This is a genomic window from Bradyrhizobium sp. 23, from assembly GCF_023073295.1.
GTDB classification, from domain to species: Bacteria; Pseudomonadota; Alphaproteobacteria; order Rhizobiales; family Xanthobacteraceae; genus Bradyrhizobium; species Bradyrhizobium canariense_D.
Window position 1 is genome coordinate 335,477 of sequence record NZ_JADPJF010000103.1, and the last position, 22,659, is coordinate 358,135.

Annotated in this window: 21 protein-coding genes; 9 read left to right on the top strand and 12 right to left on the bottom strand. The window is 65.0% G+C overall.

All coding sequences use genetic code 11. The features are described from left to right. Positions 1-300: ATP-binding cassette domain-containing protein (locus IVB32_RS26635; RefSeq protein ID WP_247411819.1), on the top strand; the 300-nt coding region annotated here is incomplete at its 5' end. Between the two features lie 258 nt (positions 301-558). Here IVB32_RS26635 and IVB32_RS26640 read toward each other — a convergent pair. Next, positions 559-819 (bottom strand): PepSY domain-containing protein, encoded by a 261-nt coding sequence (locus tag IVB32_RS26640; protein WP_018460075.1) that lies wholly within the window; start codon positions 817-819, stop codon positions 559-561. A gap of 337 nt (positions 820-1,156) precedes the next feature. Continuing rightward, positions 1,157-2,950: a potassium/proton antiporter gene (locus IVB32_RS26645; RefSeq protein ID WP_018460076.1), complete on the bottom strand. Its 1,794-nt coding sequence runs from the start codon at positions 2,948-2,950 to the stop codon at positions 1,157-1,159. Between the two features lie 211 nt (positions 2,951-3,161). Here IVB32_RS26645 and IVB32_RS26650 point away from each other — a divergent pair, with 211 nt between their 5' ends. The 3 genes from IVB32_RS26650 to radC all read left to right on the top strand — a co-directional run bounded on the left by IVB32_RS26650 (position 3,162) and on the right by radC (position 6,233). Next, positions 3,162-4,478 carry a mechanosensitive ion channel domain-containing protein gene (locus IVB32_RS26650; protein WP_026233939.1) on the top strand — a complete coding sequence of 439 codons (1,317 nt, stop codon included), beginning with the start codon at positions 3,162-3,164 and terminating at the stop codon, positions 4,476-4,478. Between the two features lie 121 nt (positions 4,479-4,599). Next, positions 4,600-5,418, top strand: a complete 819-nt coding sequence (gene map / locus IVB32_RS26655) for a type I methionyl aminopeptidase (protein WP_018460078.1) — start codon at positions 4,600-4,602, stop codon at positions 5,416-5,418. 101 nt (positions 5,419-5,519) lie between these two features. Then, positions 5,520-6,233 carry a DNA repair protein RadC gene (radC, locus tag IVB32_RS26660; protein ID WP_247368742.1) on the top strand — a complete coding sequence of 238 codons (714 nt, stop codon included), beginning with the start codon at positions 5,520-5,522 and terminating at the stop codon, positions 6,231-6,233. Here the strand turns inward: radC and IVB32_RS26665 are convergent. Both IVB32_RS26665 and IVB32_RS26670 read right to left on the bottom strand, forming a co-directional pair. Further along, on the bottom strand, positions 6,230-6,550 hold the full coding sequence (locus tag IVB32_RS26665) for a glycine zipper domain-containing protein (protein ID WP_026233940.1): 321 nt from the start codon (positions 6,548-6,550) through the stop codon (positions 6,230-6,232). The genes radC and IVB32_RS26665 overlap by 4 nt on opposite strands. A gap of 163 nt (positions 6,551-6,713) precedes the next feature. Further along, complete coding sequence (locus IVB32_RS26670; protein ID WP_018460081.1) at positions 6,714-7,088, bottom strand: hypothetical protein; 375 nt, start codon at positions 7,086-7,088, stop codon at positions 6,714-6,716. Positions 7,089-7,341: 253 nt separating this feature from the next. On the opposite strand from IVB32_RS26670, the gene IVB32_RS26675 reads away from it, so the two are divergent. Beyond that, positions 7,342-8,736, top strand: coding sequence for a peptidoglycan-binding protein (locus IVB32_RS26675; protein WP_247411820.1), 1,395 nt, complete (start codon positions 7,342-7,344; stop codon positions 8,734-8,736). A 66-nt stretch (positions 8,737-8,802) separates the two neighbouring features. Here IVB32_RS26675 and IVB32_RS26680 read toward each other — a convergent pair whose 3' ends face one another. Genes IVB32_RS26680 through IVB32_RS26700 form a run of 5 tightly spaced genes read right to left on the bottom strand, consistent with a single transcriptional unit; the run spans position 8,803 to position 13,156 of the window. Next, positions 8,803-9,489 (bottom strand): AprI/Inh family metalloprotease inhibitor, encoded by a 687-nt coding sequence (locus tag IVB32_RS26680; RefSeq protein ID WP_247368735.1) that lies wholly within the window; start codon positions 9,487-9,489, stop codon positions 8,803-8,805. Next, positions 9,489-10,478: a 2-hydroxyacid dehydrogenase gene (locus IVB32_RS26685; RefSeq protein WP_247368732.1), complete on the bottom strand. Its 990-nt coding sequence runs from the start codon at positions 10,476-10,478 to the stop codon at positions 9,489-9,491. The genes IVB32_RS26680 and IVB32_RS26685 overlap by 1 nt, the downstream gene beginning before the upstream one ends. Next, on the bottom strand, positions 10,478-11,296 hold the full coding sequence (locus IVB32_RS26690) for an ABC transporter permease (RefSeq protein WP_247368730.1): 819 nt from the start codon (positions 11,294-11,296) through the stop codon (positions 10,478-10,480). Before IVB32_RS26690 ends, IVB32_RS26685 begins: the two co-directional genes overlap by 1 nt. Continuing rightward, on the bottom strand, positions 11,293-12,123 hold the full coding sequence (locus IVB32_RS26695) for an ABC transporter ATP-binding protein (protein ID WP_247368729.1): 831 nt from the start codon (positions 12,121-12,123) through the stop codon (positions 11,293-11,295). The genes IVB32_RS26690 and IVB32_RS26695 overlap by 4 nt, the downstream gene beginning before the upstream one ends. Positions 12,124-12,133: 10 nt before the next feature. Further along, on the bottom strand, positions 12,134-13,156 hold the full coding sequence (locus tag IVB32_RS26700; protein WP_026233942.1) for an ABC transporter substrate-binding protein: 1,023 nt from the start codon (positions 13,154-13,156) through the stop codon (positions 12,134-12,136). A gap of 138 nt (positions 13,157-13,294) precedes the next feature. Here IVB32_RS26700 and IVB32_RS26705 point away from each other — a divergent pair, with 138 nt between their 5' ends. The 3 genes from IVB32_RS26705 (at position 13,295) to IVB32_RS26715 (ending at position 16,886) form a co-directional block, all read left to right on the top strand. Further along, a complete protein-coding gene (locus IVB32_RS26705; protein WP_247368727.1) occupies positions 13,295-14,101 on the top strand; it encodes a creatininase family protein in 807 nt (268 codons plus the stop codon). A gap of 139 nt (positions 14,102-14,240) precedes the next feature. Further along, entirely contained in the window at positions 14,241-14,504 is a 264-nt protein-coding gene (locus IVB32_RS26710) for a hypothetical protein (RefSeq protein WP_007597808.1), read from the top strand. A 399-nt stretch (positions 14,505-14,903) separates the two neighbouring features. Continuing rightward, positions 14,904-16,886, top strand: a complete 1,983-nt coding sequence (locus tag IVB32_RS26715) for a carbohydrate porin (protein ID WP_247368772.1) — start codon at positions 14,904-14,906, stop codon at positions 16,884-16,886. A gap of 19 nt (positions 16,887-16,905) precedes the next feature. On the opposite strand, the gene IVB32_RS26720 is transcribed toward IVB32_RS26715, so the two are convergent. Continuing rightward, positions 16,906-18,981 carry a HAMP domain-containing methyl-accepting chemotaxis protein gene (locus IVB32_RS26720; RefSeq protein ID WP_247368725.1) on the bottom strand — a complete coding sequence of 692 codons (2,076 nt, stop codon included), beginning with the start codon at positions 18,979-18,981 and terminating at the stop codon, positions 16,906-16,908. 238 nt (positions 18,982-19,219) lie between these two features. Here IVB32_RS26720 and IVB32_RS26725 point away from each other — a divergent pair, with 238 nt between their 5' ends. After that, positions 19,220-20,515: a hemolysin family protein gene (locus tag IVB32_RS26725; RefSeq protein WP_085349708.1), complete on the top strand. Its 1,296-nt coding sequence runs from the start codon at positions 19,220-19,222 to the stop codon at positions 20,513-20,515. 51 nt (positions 20,516-20,566) lie between these two features. Here the strand turns inward: IVB32_RS26725 and IVB32_RS26730 are convergent, their stop codons facing one another. Then, entirely contained in the window at positions 20,567-20,809 is a 243-nt protein-coding gene (locus tag IVB32_RS26730; RefSeq protein WP_085357437.1) for a PilZ domain-containing protein, read from the bottom strand. A gap of 96 nt (positions 20,810-20,905) precedes the next feature. Beyond that, positions 20,906-22,615 carry an FMN-binding glutamate synthase family protein gene (locus IVB32_RS26735; protein WP_198957634.1) on the bottom strand — a complete coding sequence of 570 codons (1,710 nt, stop codon included), beginning with the start codon at positions 22,613-22,615 and terminating at the stop codon, positions 20,906-20,908. Between the last annotated feature and the right edge of the window lie 44 nt (positions 22,616-22,659).

Consider the following 22,659-nt stretch of genomic DNA (forward strand, 5'->3'; position numbering starts at 1 on the left):
GGCGCGCTGCAGGGTCGCCGCCCCGGAAAGCTCTCCGGCGGCGAGCGCCAGCGCGTCGCGCTCGGTCGCGCGCTGCTGTCGCGGCCGCGCCTGCTGCTGCTCGACGAGCCGCTCGGCGCGCTCGACGAGGGCCGCAAGCTGGAGATCCTGCCCTATCTGGTGCGGCTGCGCGATGAGGCCAACGTCCCCATGGTCTATGTCAGCCACGACGTCGCCGAGCTGCGCCAGCTCGCGACGCAGATCGTGATGCTGAAGCAGGGCCGCGTGACGTCGTTCGGCGGGGTGAAGGTGCTGACGTGAGGGGTCCGTTGAGCAGGCAACGGATGAGGCAAGCCGCCGGCCCACCCTCCGCCGTCGTCCTGGCGAAAGCCAGGACCCATACCGCGTGATCTATCAGCGGCAGGTGGTGTGCGTACCAGCGAAGAAAACGTAACTGCCGGTGTTCGCAAAACTACTCCCCGGGGTAATGGATCGTACCGCGAGCGGCGATCGCGCTGCATTGGATGGTGGCGGTGCCGGCCGAGTGATCCTCGCCGACACCGCTACCGAGACCCGCCACTACCAGCCGCGATCGACGTTGCGCACCTCACCCGTTCGCGCGTCCACATCGACCTCCATCCAGCGGCCGGCGCGATCACGGCCTTCGATCTGCCATTCGTCGCCGAGGAACTCGGTGTGCGAGACGGTCATGACGCCGATGTCGGTGGCGACGTCGAGCGCGACCTGCATCGAGATCTGATCGCCGGTGTCATAGGCCATCGCGGGCGCGGCCGATCCGAGCCCGATCGCGACGATGGCCGGCAAGATGAGCTTTCGCATGGATTACTCCTGTCGGATGCGTTTACGCCGCTAAGAACGAGCGGCATCGCGGAGCGTTCCGGGAGCAGCGGTCACGAAGACGCGCAAATCTTCGGCGGTTGCGGCGATTTGGGGGCGGTTCCAGCGTTGTCGCCATCGCTCTCCGCCGTCGTCCGGCGAAAGCCAGGACCCATTACCCCAGAGAGGAGAGTGGGTGGGCCAGATCGTCACCACCAGCCTTCGCAAAACAGCTGACGGTGGGTATGGGTCCTGGCGCCTGTGCGCAATTGCGCACTAGGCCAGGACGACGAAGAAGCAGACGTGCGCTTCATCAATGACCGCCAACGCGGATGTGGCGTTAAACCCCAGCCACCGAGCTCCACAGATCCGCCAGCTTGCGCCGCAGGACCTGCCTGCGCGTCAGCGGCGCGGGCGTTTCCTCGTCTTCCGGCAGGCGCAGGCCGACGACGTTGACTCGGCCACCGGAGATGGAGCGCGCCACGAGCACGATCGGATCCAGCACGAGCTCCGCGCCCTCTTTCGGCGCGCGGTCGAGATGGACGTCGAAATAATCAGCGAGCGTGTGCCCGCGCTCGTCCTCGCCGACCTCCACGCCGTAGATCTCCGCGAGCTCGGCGAGCGTGTGCTCGCCGGAGACCATGAAGTCGCCCAGCAGATGCGGGTCCGGCGCTGAGCTCGGCTGCATGTCGACGAAGAAGCGGTCAAGCGATTCGGCCTTTTCCGGCGGCGCCAGCAGATAGATGTAATCGCCGGGCGCGATCGGCTCGGCTTCCGCCGGCGTCAAAATGTTCTCCTTGCGGATCACCAGCGTCGGCTTCGACCAGGACGGGATCAGGCCGCGGCGAAAATACAGGCTCTTGGACCGCACCGGATAGCCGACGAGCTGCTGCTCGAGCTGGCCGGGCAAGTCCAATTCGACACGGCGCGGGCCGCGTTCGGCGCGCGGCAGCGCCACGTGCAGCTTGCGCGCGGCCGGCCCCAGGGTCCAGCCTTGCAGGAGGAGCGAGATGATGACGACGACGAAGGCGACGTCGAAATAGAGATAGGCCTTCGACAGCCCGACCAGCATCGGGATCGAGGCCAGGAAGATCGCGACCGCGCCGCGCAGGCCGGTCCAGGCGATGAAGATCTTTTCGCGCCAGTTGAAGCGGAACGGCGCCAGGCAGACGAACACGGCGATCGGCCGCGCCAGCAGCATCAGGACGAATGCGATCCCGACCGCCGGCAGCACGCTGCCGCCGAGCCGGCTCGGCGAGACCAGCAGGCCGAGCAGGACGAACATCACGATCTGCGCCAGCCAGGTCGCGGCGTCCAGGAAGGCCACCACCGAATTATGCGCGCGGGTCGGGCGGTTGCCGATGATGATCCCGGCGAGATAGACCGCGAGGAAGCCTGAGGCATGCATGATCTGCGAGCCGCCGAAGATGACGAGCGCGGCGGTGGTGACAAACGGCGCATGGAGGCCCTGCGGCAGCGCGACCTTATTGAGCGCGATGACGACCAGACGCCCGCCGATCACCCCGACGACGGCGCCCAGCACGGCCTCCTGGGCGAACTCCATCAGCACATGCGCGGCCGTGCCTGTTCCCAGCGAGATGTACTCGACCAGCATCAGGGTCAGGAAGATCGCGAAGGGATCGTTGGTGCCGGATTCCACCTCCAGCGTCGCGCCGACGCGCGGGCGCAGGCGCAGGCCCTGGGTATGCACCAGCAGGAACACTGCGGCCGCGTCAGTCGAGGCCACCACGGCGCCGACCAGCAGCGACTCCGTCCAGTTGAGGTCGAGCGCATATTTCGCGAACGGCGCCGTGATCAGCGAGGTCAGCAGCACGCCGACGGTCGCGAGCACCATGGAAGGCGCGAGCACGGTGCGGATGCTGGCAAAGCGGGTCCGCAAGCCGCCGTCGAACAGAATCAGGGCGAGCGCGACCGAGCCGACCAGATAGGTGGTTCGGACGTCGTCGAACTGCAGCTGTCCGGGACCGGAATCGCCCGCGAGCATGCCGATCGCGAGGAAGACGAGCAGAAGGGGCGCGCCGAAGCGCAGCGCAAGCAGGCTTGACAGGATCCCGGCCAACACCAGGACGGCACCGAGCAATATGGCGAGGCTGACACTGTCGAGGGAAGCCATCCACCTTCCGGGTACGAAATCGCTGGAATTGCATCCTTATCGTCGGCGGACTCCCACGCCAACCCATTTTCTCCCGCTCGCGGCAATCTGCCCGCATTTTGCGGCCTTAACGCACTTCACTTGGCGGTGTATCGGTGGTCCGGCCGCGCCCTTTGTGGGATTCTCCGGCGCGCTCGAATCAACGCCTCCCGCCCGCTCCCCGACGAGACCGATAGACATGGACCTCAAAGACTTCATGGAGTTCGTGCAGACCACCGCGCGCAGCGTCGGGGCGGAAATCTCCTCGCCCTGGTTCTACCTGCAATTCGGGCTCATTCTGGCCGCGGCCGGCATCGCCTATGCCGCGGAAGCCGCCGTTCGCAGCCGCGTCGACATGACCTCGCTGGCGATGCGCTGGCCGCTGCCGCTCCGGCACTTCGTCCGGGTGATGGTCTCCAGCGCCTCGACGGCGGTTTTCACCCTGCTCGTGATCGTCTCCCGCGTGGTCATGTACCACGCGACCTGGCCGAGCCGCAGCTATCTCCTGATGGTCGCCGCCAAGCTGGGGCTGGCCTGGCTCGCGATCCGGCTCTTGACCTCGGTGCTGCGCAACGCCTTCATCGTCAAGCTGGTGTCGATCACGGCCTGGTTCGTCGCGGCGCTCTCGATCCTCGGCCAGCTCGATGCGACGGTCGACCTGCTCGACTCTTTCGCCATCGTGCTCGGCGGCCTGCGGCTGACGCCGTTGCTCGTGATCAAGGCGGGTGCGCTGCTGCTCATCGCGCTCTGGCTCACCAACATCGCCAGCAATTTCGCCGAGAGCCGGATCAACTCGACCACAGATCTGACGCCATCGGTGCAGGTGCTGCTGGTCAAGATCATCCGCATCGGCCTGCTTGCGGTCGCGATCGTGATCGCGCTCGGCACGGTCGGCATCGATCTCTCGGCGCTCGCGGTGTTCTCCGGCGCGGTCGGCGTTGGCATCGGTATCGGCCTGCAGAAGATCGTCGCCAATTTCATCTCGGGGATCATCCTGCTCGCCGACAAATCGGTGAAGCCCGGTGATCTCGTCACCATCGGCGACAACACCGGGCGGATCAGCGCGATGAAGACGCGCTATATTTCCGTCGCCGCCGGCGATGGCCGCGAATTCCTGGTGCCGAACGAGGATCTGGTGACGCAGAAGGTCGTCAACTGGACCTACACCGACAAGAACACGCTGGTGAAGATCGCCTTCGGCACCAATTACGACGCCGACCCGCGGCTGGTCTGCAAGCTCGCCGCCGAGACCGCGGCCGCTCACCCGCGCGCGCAGAAGGGCAAGCCGCCGAATTCCATCCTGACCGAGTTCGCCGAAGCCGGGATGAAGTTCTCGCTCACCTTCTGGATTGCCGACCCCGACGGCATGGACAACGTCAAGAGCGACGTGATGCTGGCGCTGTGGGACGCCTTCAAGCGCGAAGGCATCCGGGTTCCCTACCCGGTTCGCGAAATCCGCGTCCGCGGCGGCGCCCTGCCGGTGGAAACCATCATGGAAGTCCCGAATTAGGCCCGCTTTCAGGCGCAAGGCAGGGCAGGCCTGACTTGCATGAAGGCGCGCAATCATTAAATTGGGCGCGAAATCAAGCCTTTCCGCCGATATCGAGCCCACCCCAGAAGATTGCGCCCGCATGAGCTACGTCGAAGCTACCGATACCTCGCTCCGCAAGACCGGGCAGATCAAGCTGCATGGACCAAGCGCCTTTGCCGGCATGCGCAAGGCGGGAGCGCTGGTGGCGAAGTGCCTCGACGAGCTCACCGACATCGTCGGGCCCGGCGTTCCGACCGACCGCATCGACCAGTTCGTCCGCGACTTCGCGTTCAGCAACAATGCCTATCCGGCGACGCTGATGTATCGCGGCTACCGCTATTCAACCTGCACCTCGCTCAACCACGTGGTCTGCCACGGCATGCCCGGCGACCGTCCGCTGAAAGAGGGCGACATCGTCAACATCGACGTCACCTTCATCGTCGACGGCTGGTACGGTGATTCCAGCCGGATGTATGCAGTCGGCCCGATCGCACGCAAGGCGGAGCGGCTGATCGAGGTGACCTATGAGGCCATGATGCGCGGCATCGCCGCGGTGAAGCCCGGCGCCACCACCGGCGACATCGGCCACGCCATCCAGAGTTTCGTCGAGCCGCAAGCCATGAGCGTGGTGCGCGATTTCTGCGGCCATGGCCTCGGGCGCATGTTCCACGACGAGCCGAACATCATCCATATCGGCCGGCCCGGCGAGGGCGTGCAGCTCAAGCCCGGCATGTTCTTCACAATCGAGCCGATGATCAATCTCGGCAAGCCGCATGTGAAGATCCTCTCCGACGGCTGGACCGCCGTGACCCGCGACCGCTCGCTATCGGCGCAGTTCGAGCACTCCGTCGGCGTCACCGCGACAGGTGTCGAGATCTTCACGCTGTCGGAGCGGCACGGCGAGAAGCAGATCGGGTGATCCCGGCGGCTGACGTTCGCATTCGCCGGCTGGCGTGAAGCGGATTTGCCGCCGCAATTGACGGTTGCAAAAACGATTGCCCGCGGCAATGCTGGCGGCCGATGCCCGCCAAGCCCGACCACGACAAGAGCAAGCCCGAAGAAGCGCCGCACTATCTCGGCCATCGCGAACGGCTGCGCGAGCGCTTCTACAGCGCGGGTGCGGACGCGCTCAGCGACTACGAGCTGCTGGAGATGGCACTGTTTTCGGCGCTGCCGCGGCGTGACACCAAGCCGCTGGCGAAGTCGCTGATCAAAATTTTTGGCTCGTTCGCCGAGGTCGTGCACGCGCCGGTGGCGCGCCTGCGCGAGGTAGACGGTGTCGGCGAGTCCGCGATCCACCAGCTCAAGCTGCTCGCGGCGGCGGCGCATCGCGTCGCCAAGGGCGGGGTCAACAGCCGCAACGCGCTGTCGTCCTGGAACGAAGTGATCGACTATTGCCGCACCAGCATGGCGTTCGCCGACAAAGAGCAGTTTCGCCTGCTGTTCCTCGACAAGCGCAACCAGCTCATCGCCGACGAGGTGCAGCAGACCGGCACCGTCGATCACACCCCGGTCTATCCGCGAGAGGTGATCAAGCGCGCGCTGGAATTGTCCGCGACCGCGCTGATCCTGGTGCACAACCACCCCTCAGGCGATCCCTCGCCCTCGCAGGCCGACATCCAGATGACCAAGGCGATCATCGACATCGCAAAACCGCTCGGCATCGCCGTGCACGACCACATCATCGTCGGCAAGAGCGGGCATGCGAGTTTGCGCGGGATGCGGCTGATCTAGTAGCAATATCGCGGATCGACCGGGACATAGGAGCCGTCCCGGCGCTGCGCGTAGCAGCCGCGCTGATAGGCGTAATAGCCGGAGCGGCGGCGTTCGCCCTCGGAGGCGATCGCAGCGCCCGTGCCGGCACCGACGACGGCGCCGATGGCGGCGCCGCGGCCTCCGCCGATGGCGCCACCCACGATCGCTCCACCGACGCCACCGAGGATGGCACCGCCAATGGCGTCCTGCGCCGCCGCCTCATGAGCCGGCATCGCGATCACGACCGCCAGACATGCCGCGATAGCGAAACTTCCAATGCGAAGACCTCGAAGCATGCTCGCCCTCCCCTGTGGTCAGACGAGTCATAGCGCCGCAGCCGGATTCGGACCAGAAAAATCACCATTTCGGGACCCGGCGCGTCACGCTATGGCGTCGGAGGCTCGGATCGAAGGCGGCTCAGACCATGGCGCATGCGCAGCACGGGCCGGCCGCTTCATCTCATGCATCGACCCAGCGCTGCACGGCCTCGGCGGTGTCGGCTGGCGTGGTGTTGAAGCAGATCGCGGCGTCGGGCGCCAGGCGGTGGACGAGGTTGAGCACCTTCTCGAACAGCAGCAGACGCTCCCGAGGCTCGCGCAGCCCCGCGCCGATCACGATGCAGTCGAAATTCTCCTCGCGCAACGCTACCGTGACGGCGGCTTCCGCCGCGGCATCGAGATCGATCAGGCAACTCGTGACCTCGTAACCGAGATCGCGCAGGCGCAGCAGCTGCGCATCGATATAGTTGCGCACGAGCTCCGGCGTGAGCTGCGGGAATGCGCTGTAGTCCGCGTTGCCGGGTTCGATGCCGATCGCGAGGACGCGCGTGGTCATGTTGGACTCCCTGGCCAGACTGCCTCGCGTCGCTAACGGGGCAGCGGCCCTGCCGGTTCCGTCGCGGACCGCCGCCCTGATCCCGGTCCTGCCGCTCATTTTCCCGGCGAGGTTGTAACCCACTTCACACGCGGCGCCCCGGCGGCCTGCCAGACTTGCAGGAGATCACGCTGGCCTCACGCCCTGATCACGGCACCTGGTTCATTTCGACTGACGCGCAGTTGCGAAAACTCATTCATTGCGGGAGCGGAAAATGATTTCATTCGAGAGTCTGAAAAGCGAATACGAGCGTAATTGGGCCAATCTCGAGATCCGGCCTTCGCGCCTCTCCGACGCGAACGCGGTCGCACGCAAGGCCATCAACGGCAAGGCGACCTATCAGCAGATCGAGCGGTTGACCGGCGTGCCCTGGTATTTCGCTGCCCTCTGCCACTACCGCGAATCCAATTTCGATTTCGACACCTATCTCGGCAACGGGGAAACGCTCCATCGCGCGACGACGCTCGTTCCGAAAGGACGCGGTCCGTTTGCCACGTTCGTGGACGGCGCCGTGGACGCCTTCAGAATCGAGAATTTTGTCGGCGCTCACGACTGGGGGATCGCGCGGATTCTGTTCCGACTCGAAGCGTTCAACGGCTTCGGCTATCACGCCAAGGGCTGCAATTCGCCCTATCTCTATGGCGGTTCGACGCTGTATGGCCCGCCCGAGGCGAGGGCCGGCAAATTCGTCCGCGATCACGTGTTCGATTCGAACCACGTCGATTCCCAGCTCGGCACCGCGGTGATCCTGCATGCAATGATGTCGCTGGATTCCTCGATTACCCTCGACGGCAGCCCGCAATTCGCGAGCCGCGCCGAACCGGAGGATGACGCGGCGTCGACGATCGTCCTCATGCAGCAGGCGCTCAACAGGCTCGGCGCCAATCCGCCGCTCGCCCAGGACGGCATCAGCGGACCGAAGACCAGAACCGCGGTCTCGCAGTTTCAGCAGCAGAACGGCCTGAGAGATACTGGACTTCTCGACGGCGCCACGGTCGCCGCCCTCACCCGCGCGGCGCAGTCGAGCCCCACCGGGTCTGCCGGCGATATGTCCCGGATCATGAAGCGGCTGGAGGACCTCGCGCAATTGCTGCGGCCGCCGGTCGGCGGTGTGACGCCGGCAACGACGACATCGGGCAATACGCTGCCCGCCACCAATGATCCGATCAGCCTGTTCGAACGGCTCTTTTCCGTCGTCAACAAGTCAGCCCCCATGCCAGGACCAGTCACCCTCACCCGAACCAGCCCCGCTCCCGTCGACCAGTTGAAGCAGGTCGTCGACCTGCTCGGCACCTTGCTCAACCGGGACGGCAAGCCCGTCCTCGGCCAGGTCAATGGCGCGCTCGGCGAGACCATCGGCAAGATGCTCGACGGCAAGAAGACTGCGCTCGGCATCGGCGGCTCGCTGATCACCGCGCTGCTGTCGTCGGTGACGGCGAGCCCCAACGCGGGAGGACTCGCGGGATTGCTCGGGACGCTCGTGTCGGCGGTGCCGGGCCTCGGCCAGTTCGCGATGCCGATCTCGCTGGCGCTCACGGCCTGGGGCGTGCTCGGCAAGATGGAGAAGTGGGCCCAAGGCACCGCGCCGCCGCCCAAGCCGACGACGTAGCCTGCCACCATCCTTCGAGACGCCCGCCTATGGCGGGCCCTCAGGACGAGATTGCGTTTCGCGGCGCTACTGCCGCAGCATGATCAGGGGATCGGCGGTATCGGGGACGCGCCGCCATTGCGCGTTGTCGTCGGCCTCGAACTGCCAGGCCTCGCCGGCCTTCGACAGCAGGATGATCTGGCCGCGGTCTAGCCGCCATTGCGTCGGGTTGAACTGCGCGATGGCTGCATCGCATTTCGGCTTGAGGAAGACCTGGAAATTGTCCGGCCCGGCTTCCGTGTTGGTCAGCGTTAGCCCGCAGACAGGCTGGCCGTTGCCGCGCACGATCGACCAGTCGCCGATCATCTGGTCCATCGACTTCGCCATCGAGCGGGCAGCGGCGAGGTCTTGCAGGATGTAGACGCCCTCGCCCTGCCGCAGGCCCTCGAAGATGCCGGCCTCGACCTCGGTGAAGTCGATCACGGCCTCACCGCTCGCATCCTGCAAGCGGACGATGTCGAGACCCCTGACGCTCCACGCGACGATGTCCTTCGTGAAGGGCAGCGCGGCCTTGCAGGCCGGCTCCAGCTCGAGCTTGAAGCCTTGCGCCGCGGCGTCGGCCTTGAGCGTGACGACGCAGGTCTTGCTGCGCTCGGTGGTGGAGAGCTCCCACTGCCCGGGCATCTCCTTCTTCAGGGTCGTCGTATCCTGCGCCTGCGCGATGCCGATCGCGGCAACGCATGCCGCAGATGCCAGGACCCGAAGACCTCTCATCAGCGCCCCCTAAACGGCGTTTCCGCAACCGGCGTCAACGGCGCCTTGCCTGAGAACCAGGACTTGAGATTGTCGACCACGAGCTGATCCATCGCGTTGCGCGTCACCACCGAGGCCGAGCCGATATGCGGCAGCAGCACCACGTTCTGCATGGCCTTGAGCTCGTCCGGCACGTTCGGCTCGGCCGCGAACACATCGAGACCGGCGGCAAGGATGGTGCCGGACTTGAGCGCCTGGACCAGCGCCGGTTCGTCAATCACCGAGCCACGCGCGACGTTGACAAGCACACCGCGCGGGCCGAGCGCCTTCAGCACCTCGGCATTAATCATCTTTTCGGTAGCAGCGCCACCGGGCACGATCACCATCAGCGTGTCCACCGCCTTCGCCATCTCGATCAGGTCGGGGTAGTGCTTGTAGGAGACGTCCTTGGACGGGTTGCGGGTGTGATAGACCACCGGCACCAGCGAGGCATCGAGCCGGCGCGCGATCGCCTGTCCGATCCGGCCCATGCCGACGATGCCGACCTTGCGGTCGCGCAGCGAGCCGACGCTGAGCGGATAGTTCTGGGTCTGCCAGAGACCGGAGCGCACATAACGGTCGGCCTTGATGAACTCGCGCACCGTGGAGATCAGAAGCCCCATCGCGACGTCGGCGACCTCCTCGGTCAGCACGTCGGGCGTATTGGTGACGATGATGTTATGCTCGGCGGCGTATTTGGCATCGACGTGGTCGTAGCCGACGCCGAAGCTCGCCACCATCTCGATCTTGGGCAATTGCGACAGCGAATCCCGGTCGGCGCGCACGGTGTGATAGGTCACCGCCACGCCGCGGATCTTTTCGCGGATCGCCGGCGTCAGCCGCTCGAGATCGCCCCGCGTCTCCGCCTTGTGCACGACGAAATGATCGGAAAACCCGTTCTCGAGGATCGGCCGGACCGGCCCATAAATCAGAAGGTCGATCTTTTCGGACGAAATCGAACCGGTGGTCATCAGTTGTCCTTTCCAAGCGCGCTCTCGTGCCAGCGCCGTAAAACGAGGTGGGAAACTAGCGCCAGCACCCCATAGATGACAATCCCGGCCAGCGACAACAGCAGCAGCGCTGCGAACATGCGGGGTATGTTCAAGCGGTAGCCGGATTCTGCGATCCTGTAGGCGAGCCCGGAGCCGGCGCCGGCCGTTCCCGCCGCGATCTCGGCCACGACCGCGCCGATCAGCGACAGGCCGCCGGCAATGCGCAGGCCGCCGAGAATATAAGGCAGCGCCGCCGGCAGCTTGAGATAGCGCAGGGTCTGCTGTGGCGAGGCGCCATAGAGCTGGAACAGGCCCGCGAGGTTGCGATCGACCGAATTGAGCCCGAGCGTGGTATTGGACAGCACCGGGAAGAAGGCGACGATGAAGGCGCAGACCACGACCGCGGTCTGCTGCTCCAGATAGATCAGCAGCAGCGGCGCGATCGCGATGACCGGCGTGACCTGAAGCACCACGGCATAGGGGAATAGCGATGCTTCCATCCATTTGGACTGGTTGAACAGCAGCGCCAGCGCGATGCCGCCGACGCTGGCCGCGACAAAACCTTCAAGCGTGGTCAGCAGCGTCGCGGCAAGCGATTGCGACAGCACCGCCCAATCCTTGATCAGTGTCGCGAATATGACCGAGGGCGCCGGCAGCACGTAAGGCGGGATGTCCTTGATCCGGACCACGAGCTCCCAGGCGAGCAGTCCCGCCGCGAACACGATGACCGGTAGCGCGAAGCGCACCGCGCGTTGCGCGCCGGACGGCTTCGCAGTGACGGAAGCTTGCGCGTTCATAGCGTCGACTGCCCTGCATAGGACGGCGCCAGCGCCGCCGACACTTTCCGGCAATAATCGGAATAGGCGACTGAAGTGCGAAACTCCTCGCCACGCGGCTCGACCGTCTCGATGCGGAAGTCGGCCTGGATGCGGCCCGGCCGCGCGGTCATGACCACCACGCGCTGCGACAGATAGACGGATTCGAACACCGAATGCGTGACGAAGATGACGGTCTTGCCGAGCCTGCGCCACAGCGCGAGCAAATCGTCGTTGAGGCGGAAGCGCGTGATTTCGTCGAGCGCCGCGAACGGCTCATCCATCAGGAGGATATCAGGGTCTGTGACGAGCGCGCGCGCCAGCGACACCCGCATCTTCATGCCGCCGGAGAGCTCGCGCGGAAAGGCGTCGGCAAAATCGGCAAGCCCGACGCTTGCGAGCGCCTCATCGGCGCGCGCGCGCGATTCCGCCTTCGGAACGCCTGAGAGCTTCAGCGGCAACCGCACATTCTCGCGCACGCTGGTCCAGGGCATCAGGGTCGGTTCCTGGAACACGAAGCCGATGCCATGATCTGGGTGAACATGACCTGGCTGCGGTGTGCCCTCACGACGCGCCAGCCGGACGATTCCTGACGACGGCGCGCTGAGTTCGGCGATCAGCCGCAGCGCCGTCGACTTGCCGCAACCTGACGGCCCCAGCAGCGAGATGAACTCGCCCTTGCGCACCGCAAGATCGAGCGGGCCGAGCGCCATCAGGCCGTTGTCATAGGCCTTCGTCACGCCGCGCAGGCTGACAGCCAGAGCCGTCAGGCCGGTCTCGACCCCCGCCGACGTTTGGACTGATGACATCGGCCCTGCGCTACGGCTTGCTCGGGCGCAGCTCGGCGCCGACGCCCTTGTTGACGAAGCGCAGCGTATAGGATTTGCGGAAATCGAGGTCCGCCTTCACCACGCCCGCCTTCACCATCTTGTTGAAGAAGGAGGTGTAGCGCTCGTCGCTCATCGCGCCGATGCCGTTCTTCAGCGAATCGCCGGAATCGACGATGCCGTATTCCTTCATCTTGGCGACGGAATAGGCGAGCAGCTCGTCCGTCATCTCCGGATTGAGCTTCTTGATCATGGCGTTGCCCGCTGAATTGTCGCGGTAGATGTAATTGTACCAGCCGACCATGGAGGCATCGACGAAGCGCTGCACCAGGTCGGGCTTCTTCTCGACGACATCGCGGCGGCTCTCGATCAGGGTCGAATAGGTGTTGAAGCCGTAATCGGCGAGCAGCAACACGTTGGGCTTGAAGCCCGCGGCCTTCTCGACCGCGAAGGGCTCCGAGGTGACGTAACCCTGCATCGCGCTCTTGGGATTGGCGATGAAGGGCTGCGGATTGAAATTGTAGGGGCGAACGTTCTTCTCGCTGAAGCCGTATTCGGACTTCAGCCACTGGAAATAGCTGGTCATGCCCTCCTTGGAGACGAACAGCGTCAGCGGCTTGAGGTCCTCGATCTTGGCGACCTTGGCATCAGGCTGCGTCAGCATCACCTGCGGATCCTTCTGGAAGACCGCGGCGATCGTGACGACCGGGACGTTGTTGGCGACTGCGTCGAACGACATCAGCGTGTTCGCGGCCATGAAGAAATCGATCTTGCCGGCGATCAGCAGCATCCGGTTGTTCTCGTTGGGCCCGCCGGGCACGATGGTGACGTCCAGCCCGTATTTCTTGTAAGTGCCATCGGCGACGGCCTGGAAAAAGCCGCCATGCTCGGCCTCGGCGACCCAATTGGTGCCGAACATGACCTTGTCCAGGGTTTCGGCGCGGGCCGGGACGACCGAGACGAAAGCGGCCATCAGGCCCGCCGTTAAGGCTCGCCGCAGATGAGAGGGGCTCATGATGGGACTCCGTCGATCGCTTCTAGCCGATGTCCAAGCAACGCGATAAAACCGCAAGACATTCGGGGACGCGAGCCGGCCTGGCCCGCGTCCCCTGATACCCTAAATTACGCGACAAATTCGGGCAAAGAAACCTTGATGACGCCTTCCCGCGATTGGACCGAGATTCGCTGGGCCGATGCCAGCCTCGCGGAGGTTTCGCGCTGGATCGCGGTGCTGCCGCTGGCCGCGACCGAGCAGCACGGCCCGCATCTGCCGCTCGAGACCGACGTGCTGATCGCGGACGCCTATCTCGCGCGCGTGCGCGAGCTCCTGCCCGAGCGCGCTCCGGCCACTTTCCTGCCCGTTGAACCGATCGGGATTTCCACCGAGCATATTGACTATCCGGGCACGCAGACGCTGCCGACTGACATCGCGTTGAAAAAATGGACCGCGATTGGCGAGGACGTCGCGCGCCGCGGAGTGAAGAAGCTCGTCATTGTCACCAGCCATGGCGGCAACAGCGCGGCCATGATGCTGGTCGCGCAGGATCTTCGCGCGCATCGGAAACTGTTCGTGGTGACGACGTCGTGGTCGCGGCTGTCGGGCGCGGACAAGCTGTTCCCGGCCGACGAAGTGCGCCACGGCATCCACGGTGGCGCCATTGAAACCTCGATCATGCTGGCGCGCTATCCCGATCGGGTGCGCATGGATGCGATCGCGAATTTTCCCGCGAGCAGCATCGCGATGGAGCAGCAATATCGCTGGCTGTCGACGCAGCGACCCGCGCCGTTCGCCTGGCAGGCGCAGGATCTCCACGCGAGCGGCGCCGCCGGCAACGCGACGCTAGCCGTGGCCGCGAAGGGCGAGCAGCTGATCGACCAGGGCGCCGGCGCCTTTTGCGAGCTGCTTGCCGAGGTTGATAACTTCGACGTGAACAGGCTCGCAAAAGGCCCGCTCGGCTAGCGCTCATCCTTCTGGAATCATTCAGGAAAGAGCCAGACTCGAGCTCCGCCTTTGCCGAGTTCGAACCGGACGCGCGGAGCCTCCGTCCAACTCGGTACGCGGGCCACAACGGACCGCCTCAACCCGGATGGAGTTTCACATGTCGATCAAGACCAAGATTTTCGCAGTTGCCCTCACCGCGCTCACCCTGACCGGCAGCGTCGTGGCCACCACCTCGCAGGCGCAAGCCAAGCCGCTCGGCTGGGGCGTCGGCGTCGGCCTGGGCATCGCCACCGCCGCCGTCGTCGGCTCCGCGATCGCCGCCAGCAACGACCCCTATTACAACGGCTATCACCGCTGCGGCTGGGCCGCCCAGTACAACGCCTTTGGTCAGTACGTTGGCCGCGTGCGTACCTGCTTCTGATTTGAGTCCCTGAGGCCGATCTCACGTGGATCCCGCGTCCGACACGGGCGCCTCATCCACCCCGTGTCGTGCCCCCGACCCCGCCCGGATGTCCCCCCGGGCGGGGTCAACCGTTTTGGACCTTGGAATTTGTTGCAGTCCCGTCACATCGCGGTGCGAACCATCTCCTGCGACAATCCGCACTAGTTGCTATTGCGAATTAATCGCAATAAGGTCCGTAATGGGCAGAGGGACTTGGGAAGAAATCGCGTCGAATCGAGATCATCTCGGTCGACGGCGGGCGACCGAGAGCTGATGACAGGGCCGCCGCGAATCTGCAGGGATGTCGGTTGCGGCGAGTGGACACATTCGCGTTTGGGGGCGTGCGTTTTGACGTTGAGGGGTCACCGTTACAGGTATTTGCGAACGGCCGCGGCGATTGCCTCGGGTGTATTGGCTTTTCCGGCCGCGAGCCGCGCGGCTGATCTGCCGCTGAAGGCACCGGCGCTGAAGGCCGTCTATGACTGGACCGGCCTCTACATCGGTGCGCATGCCGGCTACAGCCTCGGCTCGTCGCGCTTCGCGCTGAACGACGGCACAGGCATTAGCGACAGCGGCGTCTTCAGCGGCATGATCGGCGGCGTGCAGGCCGGCTACAATTACCGGCTCAATTCCGGCTGGCTCCTCGGCGTCGAAGGCGATTTTTCGTTTCCGAACTACATCACTTCCAACTCGATCGTGTCCTTCCTGGCGACACCCGCCAACACCGTCACGCAGCAATGGGACTACACTGCGAGCCTGCGCGGCCGCGTCGGCTACACCAGCGGTCCCTGGCTGGTCTACGCCACCGGCGGCTTTGCATGGATGGGCGAGCGCTATTTCGACACGCCGGCCGCAGGCGAAGCAGTCCCGAAAATCCTGAACACGCGGCCCGGCTGGATCGCGGGTGCCGGCATCGAATACGGCTTTGCGCCGCATTGGAGCGCACGGCTCGAATATCTCTATAGCCGCTTCGACGGCGCCAATGTCGCCTTCTCCACAGGTGCCCAATACAATTCGTCGTCGCTCGACTTCCAAACGATCCGGCTCGGCCTCAACCGCAAGGTCGATTGGCCGGGCATGCCGGGCTACAATCCCAAGAGCTTGGGGATCGGCTCGCTAATCGACACCGAATCGGATCGCTGGGAGATCCACGGCCAGAGCACTTATCTGCCGCAAGGCTACCCGTCGTTCCCCGCCCTCTACACCGGGCCGAATTCGCTCTCGCCATCAAGGCAGGCCAAGGCGACCTGGAGCAACAGCCTGTTCCTGAACGCAAAGCTGTGGGACGGCGGCGAGGTCTACTACAATCCCGAACTGCTGCAGGGATTTGGATTGAACGACACGGTCGGCGCGGCCGGTTTCCCCAACGGCGAGGCGCAGAAGTCGAACTTCCCCTATCCGCACTACAACACATCGCGCCTGTTCGTGCGCCAGACATTCGGCTTTGGCGGCGAGCAGGAAGAGCTCGCGAGCGGCCAGTTGCAGCTCGGACAGAAGGTCGACGTATCCAGGCTCACGGTGCAGGCCGGCAAATTCCCGGTGATCGACGTGTTCGACGGCAACGCCTACGCCAAGGACACCCGCAAGGACTTCATGAACTGGTCGCTGTGGGCGCCAGGCGCCTTCGACTATTCCGCCGACAAGGTCGGCCTCACCTACGGCGTCACCGCCGAGCTGAATCAGAAGCAGTGGGCGTTGCGCGGCGGCTACTTCCTGATGGTCGCCGAGTCCAATTCGAATCATTTCGACACCAGGGTCGGCGAGCGCGGCCAGTACGTGCTCGAGCTCGAAACGCGCTTCTCCCTGCTTGGCCAACCCGGCAAGCTCAGGACCATAGGCTGGCTCGACAGCGCCAACATGGGCAGCTTCCGCGAGACGCTGGACAATCCCCCGCTCAACCTCGACATCGCGCAGACCCGGCGCGGCCGTCTGAAGTATGGCTACGTGCTCAACCTCGAGCAGGCGATCACCGAGGATGTCGGTCTGTTCGGCCGTTGGAGCTGGAACGACGGCAAGACCGAGACGCTGGCCTTCACCGACATTCACCGCAGCCTGTCTGGCGGTCTTTCGATCAAGGGCACGAAATGGGGCCGGCCCGATGACGTGATCGGCGTCGGCGGCGCCATCAATGCCATCTCGCAGGACTATCGCGACTTCCTGGCCGCCGGCGGCCTCGGTGTTCTCATCGGCGACGGCGCGCTCAACTACCGCCGCGAGCGCATCCTCGAAACCTATTACGCCTATGCGCTGAACAAGAGTCTCACCCTCACTGCCGACTACCAGCTGATCGTCAACCCCGCCTACAACGCCGATCGCGGCCCGGTGTCGGTATTTTCCGGGCGGCTACACGGCGAGTTCTGAGCGCTTCCGGCTACGTGACTTACGCAGCCCGGATCGCGTCCAGGAACTTCCCGACCTCGACCTTGAGGCGGCCGCTCTCGCCGGACAGCGACTTCGCTGACGCGAGCACGGTGGAGGAGGCCGATCCGGTCTGGCTCGCGCCGCGCTGCACGTCGACGATGCTGGCGGAGACCTGTTGGGTGCCGCGTGCCGCCTGCTGCACGTTGCGGGAAATCTCCCGCGTCGCCGCGCCTTGCTGCTCGACCGCGGAGGCGATCGCCGATGCGATCTCGGACATGCGGGTGATGGTGTCGCCGATCGACTTGATGGCGCCGACGGAATCCTGCGTCGCGCTCTGGATTCCCGTGATCTGCTGGCTGATCTCGCCGGTGGCCTTGGCGGTCTGCTCGGCGAGCGCCTTGACCTCGGAGGCGACCACGGCGAAGCCGCGCCCGGCCTCGCCGGCGCGCGCCGCCTCGATCGTTGCATTGAGCGCCAGAAGATTGGTCTGGCCCGCGATCTGGCTGATGAGCTCGACCACGTCGCCGATCCGGCCGGCCGCCTTGGCGAGTTCGCCGACATAGTCGTTGGTCCGCGCAGCCTGCTGCACCGCTTCGCCGGCCACCCGCGCGGAGTCCTGGACCTGCCGGCTGATCTCGTCGACCGAGGACGCCATTTCCTCCGCGGCCGCGGCGACGGTCTGCACGTTGCTGGAGGCCTGCTCGGAGGCGGCTGCAACGGTCGCGGTGACCTTTTCCGATTGATCGGCGGTGCTCGTCAGCGTTCCCGCCGACACTTCCAGCTCCGACGATGCCGACGACACGGTGTTGATGACGTCGCCGATCAACGCTTCGAAATCGCGTGCGATCTGGTCCACGCGCTGGCTGCGCCGGAGCTTCGCCTCGGCTTCCACCGCGGCGGCCTCATCGGCGGCCTTCTTGGCGGAGAGCGAATCCTTGAAGTGCTGGAGCGAGCCCGCCACCTGGCTGATCTCGTCATTGCGGCCGGTCACGGGAATCTCGACCTCGTGCTGCCCGGCGGCAAGAGTTGCGATCACGTCCGCGAGCCGGCTGAGCGGCGTCACCACGCGCCTGCGCAACATCATCGTCACGCCACCGAGTGTCCCCAGCAGCGCCAGCACCGCCACGCCCGCGAGCGCGAGCATCGCCAGCGCGCCGTCGCGCGCGGCCGAGGCGCGCTCGGCAGCTTCCGCCAGCGCGGCATCGCGGACGCCGTAAAACATCTGGATGGCGGGGACGATAATGCTGGCCAGCTCTTCGGCATTGATGCCGTACTTGCCGTCGCCACGTGCCGCGGGCATCTCCTTGTCCACGGCAGCGGCTGCTTTCCCGAAATAGGAATCCGTCGCCGCCTTCAGCGCGGTGGCGATCCGGGGCGGGCTTCCGAGCTGGTCGATGCCGGCCTCGATGCGCTCGCGGTCGGCCTCGACACGTCCCTGCATCCGATCCATCAGCGACAATTCGGCCGCCGTGAGCGGTCGGCGAGCGCTCAGCGCCGGCGACAGCGTGGCGGCGCGGCTGCCGGCCGAGACGCGCAGATCCTGCGCCGTTCGCGCCAGGCTCAACAGCGCCGCAAGCGTGGAATCGGCATTGATGACCTTGGCTTCAAGCCGGTTCATGATCGGCTCGATATTGCCGATGACCTCGGCAACGCCTGGAAGGAAGCCCTTGATTACAGCGCCGTCGCGCGTCGCCAGGGGCACGCTCATCGCGCGATCTGCCGCCGTGATGATATCCTTGAGCCGCCGCGCAGTACGGTCCAGGTTTTCGATCATCGCTCCGGAATCATCCAGCACCATGATGGCGCGCCTTGCCCCCTCGAACGCGCCATCGACCGCTTTCGCCGCCTTTGCGGCGGCTTCGATCTGGACCTGCGTCGCAGAATTCTCCTGGAAGATCGGGGAAATGTAGGGAGCACGAAGGCCGGCAACGTGCTGACTGACCATCAGGGTCGCACCGAAGGCCTCGACCGTCTTGATCGCATCGGAGCGGTTCGTGAAGATGCGCGCCTGGGGTATCAGCACCTCGGCGCCAAGGATGACTGCAAACACCGTCACCGTCAGCATCGACAGCGCAAAGAGCTTCCCGATCCGCATTCTGATCCCCGAATACATTCCTGCAAATGCCGAGAACCTAGCTGGTGGCCGCTAAGAGCCCGTTAAGCAACGGCATGCCCGTAGTTCCGCGGGGTATTGGGGAGTGCCTTCGGGGACGGGGTCGCCGAAGTTCCTTCGCGATGCCCGATGGGACAGAATCATCGGCATTTCTTCCTCGAATACCTATATCAAGACCTGTGCGGCCATCCGCGCCACACTCCCTTACCTCGGAACATCAATGCTCTCCGCCGAACTCGCCATCGTCGTCGTCCTGATCGTCATCAACGGCTTGCTGTCCATGTCCGAGCTGGCCGTGGTCTCGTCGCGCCCGGCCCGGCTGTCGATGCTCGCCGCCAAGGGCGTCCGCGGCGCCGAGCGGGCGCTGACGCTCGCGGCCGATCCCGGCAAATTCCTCTCGACGGTGCAGATCGGGATCACGCTGGTCGGCGTGCTCTCCGGCGCGTTCTCGGGCGCGACGCTCGGACAGCGGCTGACGCAATGGCTGCTCGAGCTCGGCCTGTCCGCAGGAATTGCCGACATCGTCGGAGTGGGCCTGGTCGTCACGCTCATCACCTACGCCACCCTGATCGTCGGCGAGCTGGTGCCGAAGCAGGTGGCGCTGCGCGACCCCGAGAGCATCGCGGTCAGGGTTGCACCCGCGATGCACGTGCTTGCGAAGGTCTCGCTGCCGCTGGTCTTCCTGCTCGATCTCTCCGGCAAGCTGATCCTCACGCTGCTCGGCCATGGCGGCAAGTCTGAAGAAAAAGTGTCAGAAGATGAGATCCATCATCTCGTCAGCGAAGCCGAAAACGCAGGCGTGCTCGAGTCAGGTGAAAAGGAGATGATCGCGGGCGTGATGCGGCTCGGCGACCGGCCGGTCGGCGCGATTATGACGCCGCGCACGGAGGTCAACGAGATCGACCTGAACGATACGCCGGAAAGCATTCAAGCGACCATCGCCAAGAGTCCGCATTCGCGCTTTCCGGTGTCCGACGGCGACCGCGACAAGCCGATTGGCGTGCTTCAAGCCAAGGACCTGCTGGTGGCCTTCATGAACGAGCGCACGCCGGATTTGCGCGTGCTGGTCCGCGAGGCGCCCGGCATTCCCGCCTCGGCCGATGCCCGCGACGTGCTGGCGATCCTGAAGGCTGCACCGGTGCATGTCGGCCTCGTCTACGACGAATACGGCGCCTTCGAAGGCATCGTGACGACGGCTGACATTCTGGAATCCATTGTCGGTGCCTTCCATTCCGAGGAAGGCCCGCCGGAACCAGCCTACGTCAAGCGCGCGGACGATTCGCTGCTGGTCTCAGGCTGGATGCCGGTCGACGAATTCGGCGAGCTGCTCGGCATCGAACTGCCGCCGCACCGCTACAACACCGTCGCCGGCCTCGTGCTGCAACAGTTCAACGTGCTGCCTGATGTCGGCGACGCCTTCGACTTCGGCGACTGGCACATCGAGGTGGTCGATCTCGACGGGCGGAGGATCGACAAGATTCTCGCGAGCCGGCGGAGCGAAGTAGAGACGGGGTGAGCGAGCGGCGACGTGAGGTGGTGCTGAACTCTCCACGTGTGGTCCCAGCCCTCACCCGAACCTCACCCCGATCCGCTTTTCCTTGCGCCAGATCACGGTGCAGGCGAGATGTTTTCCGTCGGCCTGCACAAGCAGGCTGAAATGGTCGGGGATGCCGACGGGACTGCTGACGTCGAGCGCGGCGCCGGTATCTGACAGGTTGCGGATAGTGCAGTCGATCGCGCCGCCGCCGCCGAACTCGATCGTTCCGGCCTTCAGCACGCGATGCCTTGCCTTGTCGCGCCGCTCGTCCATGGGAACAATCTACACCCAAAGTTGAATCAAACGTTAAACGCACCCCCCGCGATGCTTTTGCGCGCGCGGCCGCGGCCCTGCAAGTGGACCGGCGTCCTACAGCGCCGGCTGGAACGTCTCCGTCCGTGCCATCCGCCAGGCGTCGCGGAAGCGTGGGTCTTCGGTGCCTTCGAGCAGTTCGCCCGGACGCAGCGACGGATAAAGCTGCGCGAAGGATTTCACGTCCGTCGTCGAGGTGCGCTGGGAGAAGTGGATCGGGCGCAGCTGCTGCGGATGTTCGAGACCGGCCGCGGCGATCAGCTCGGTCAGCGAGTGCAGCGTCGCCAGGTGATAATTGTGCACGCGGTCGATCTTGAGCGGCACATAGAGTGCGCGCGCCCGCGTCGGGTCCTGCGTCGCGACGCCGGTCGGGCAGCGGTCGGTGTGGCAGCTCAGCGACTGGATGCAGCCGAGCGAGAACATGAAGCCGCGCGCCGAATTGCAGTAGTCCGCGCCGATCGCCATGGCGCGCGCCATGTCGAACGCGGTGGCTATCTTGCCGGAGGCGCCGATCTTGATGCGGTCGCGCGCGTTGATGCCGATCAGCGCGTTGTGGACGAAACTGACGCCCTCGCGCATCGGCATGCCCAGATGGTCCATGAACTCCAGTGGCGCGGCGCCGGTGCCACCCTCGTTGCCGTCGACAACGATGAAGTCGGGATAGATGCCGGTCTCGATCATCGCCTTGCAGATCGCCAGGAATTCCCAGGGATGACCGATGCACAGCTTGAAGCCCGTCGGCTTGCCGCCGGAGAGCTTTCGCATCTCGCCGATGAACTTCATCATGCCGACAGGCGTCGAGAAGGCGCGATGCGAGGCCGGCGAGATGCAATCCTCGCCCATGGCGACCCCGCGGATCTTGGAAATCTCCTCCGAGACTTTCGCCGCCGGCAGCACGCCGCCATGACCGGGCTTGGCGCCCTGGCTGATCTTGAGCTCGACCATCTTGATCTGGTCCTGGGTCGCGACGCGCGCGAAGGCTTCGGGATCGAAGGCGCCGTCGAGATGACGACAGCCGAAATAGCCCGAACCGATCTCCCAGATGATGTCGCCGCCCATCTCCGCGTGATAGGGGCTGAAGCCGCCCTCGCCGGTGTCGTGCGCGAAGCCGCCCTTCTTGGCGCCGGCATTCAGCGCGCGCACGGCGTTCGGGCTGAGCGCGCCAAAACTCATGGCGGAAATGTTGAATACCGAAGCCGAATACGGCTTGGCGCAATCCGGGCCGCCGATGGTGACGCGGAATTTCTCCTCGGCATGCGTCTTCGGCGAGACCGAGTGATGCATCCACTCATAACCCTGGCGGTAGACGTCCTCCTGGGTGCCGAACGGACGCTTGTCGAGCTGCATCTTGGCGCGCTGATAGACCACCGCACGGATGTCGCGCGAGAACGGCATGCCGTCCTTCTCGCTCTCGAAGAAATACTGCCGCATCTCCGGGCGTATCTCTTCGAGCAAAAAACGGATATGGGCCGAGATCGGGTAGTTGCGCAGAACGGCGTGGCCCTTCTGCATGAGGTCGCGGACGCCAAGCGCCGTCAGCGCGCCGAAGATCAGGATCGGGATCAGCAGGATGTCGAAGATCTTGCCATCGGCAAATCCGATGCCGGTCAGCAGCGCCGTGACCACCGCGCAGATCGTCAGGACGATGAAGCGCGGAGAGAATGGCAGCAGCAGGGTTTCCATGATCCCCTCTTCCGCCAGCGGCAGCCGTTTGACCGACGGGTTGGGCGATTCCTGCGTTTTGTTCTCGTCGGCCACGATTCCCATCCTCTCGCCAGCATGAGGCGGTACGATACGCCCGCGCCTGTCAT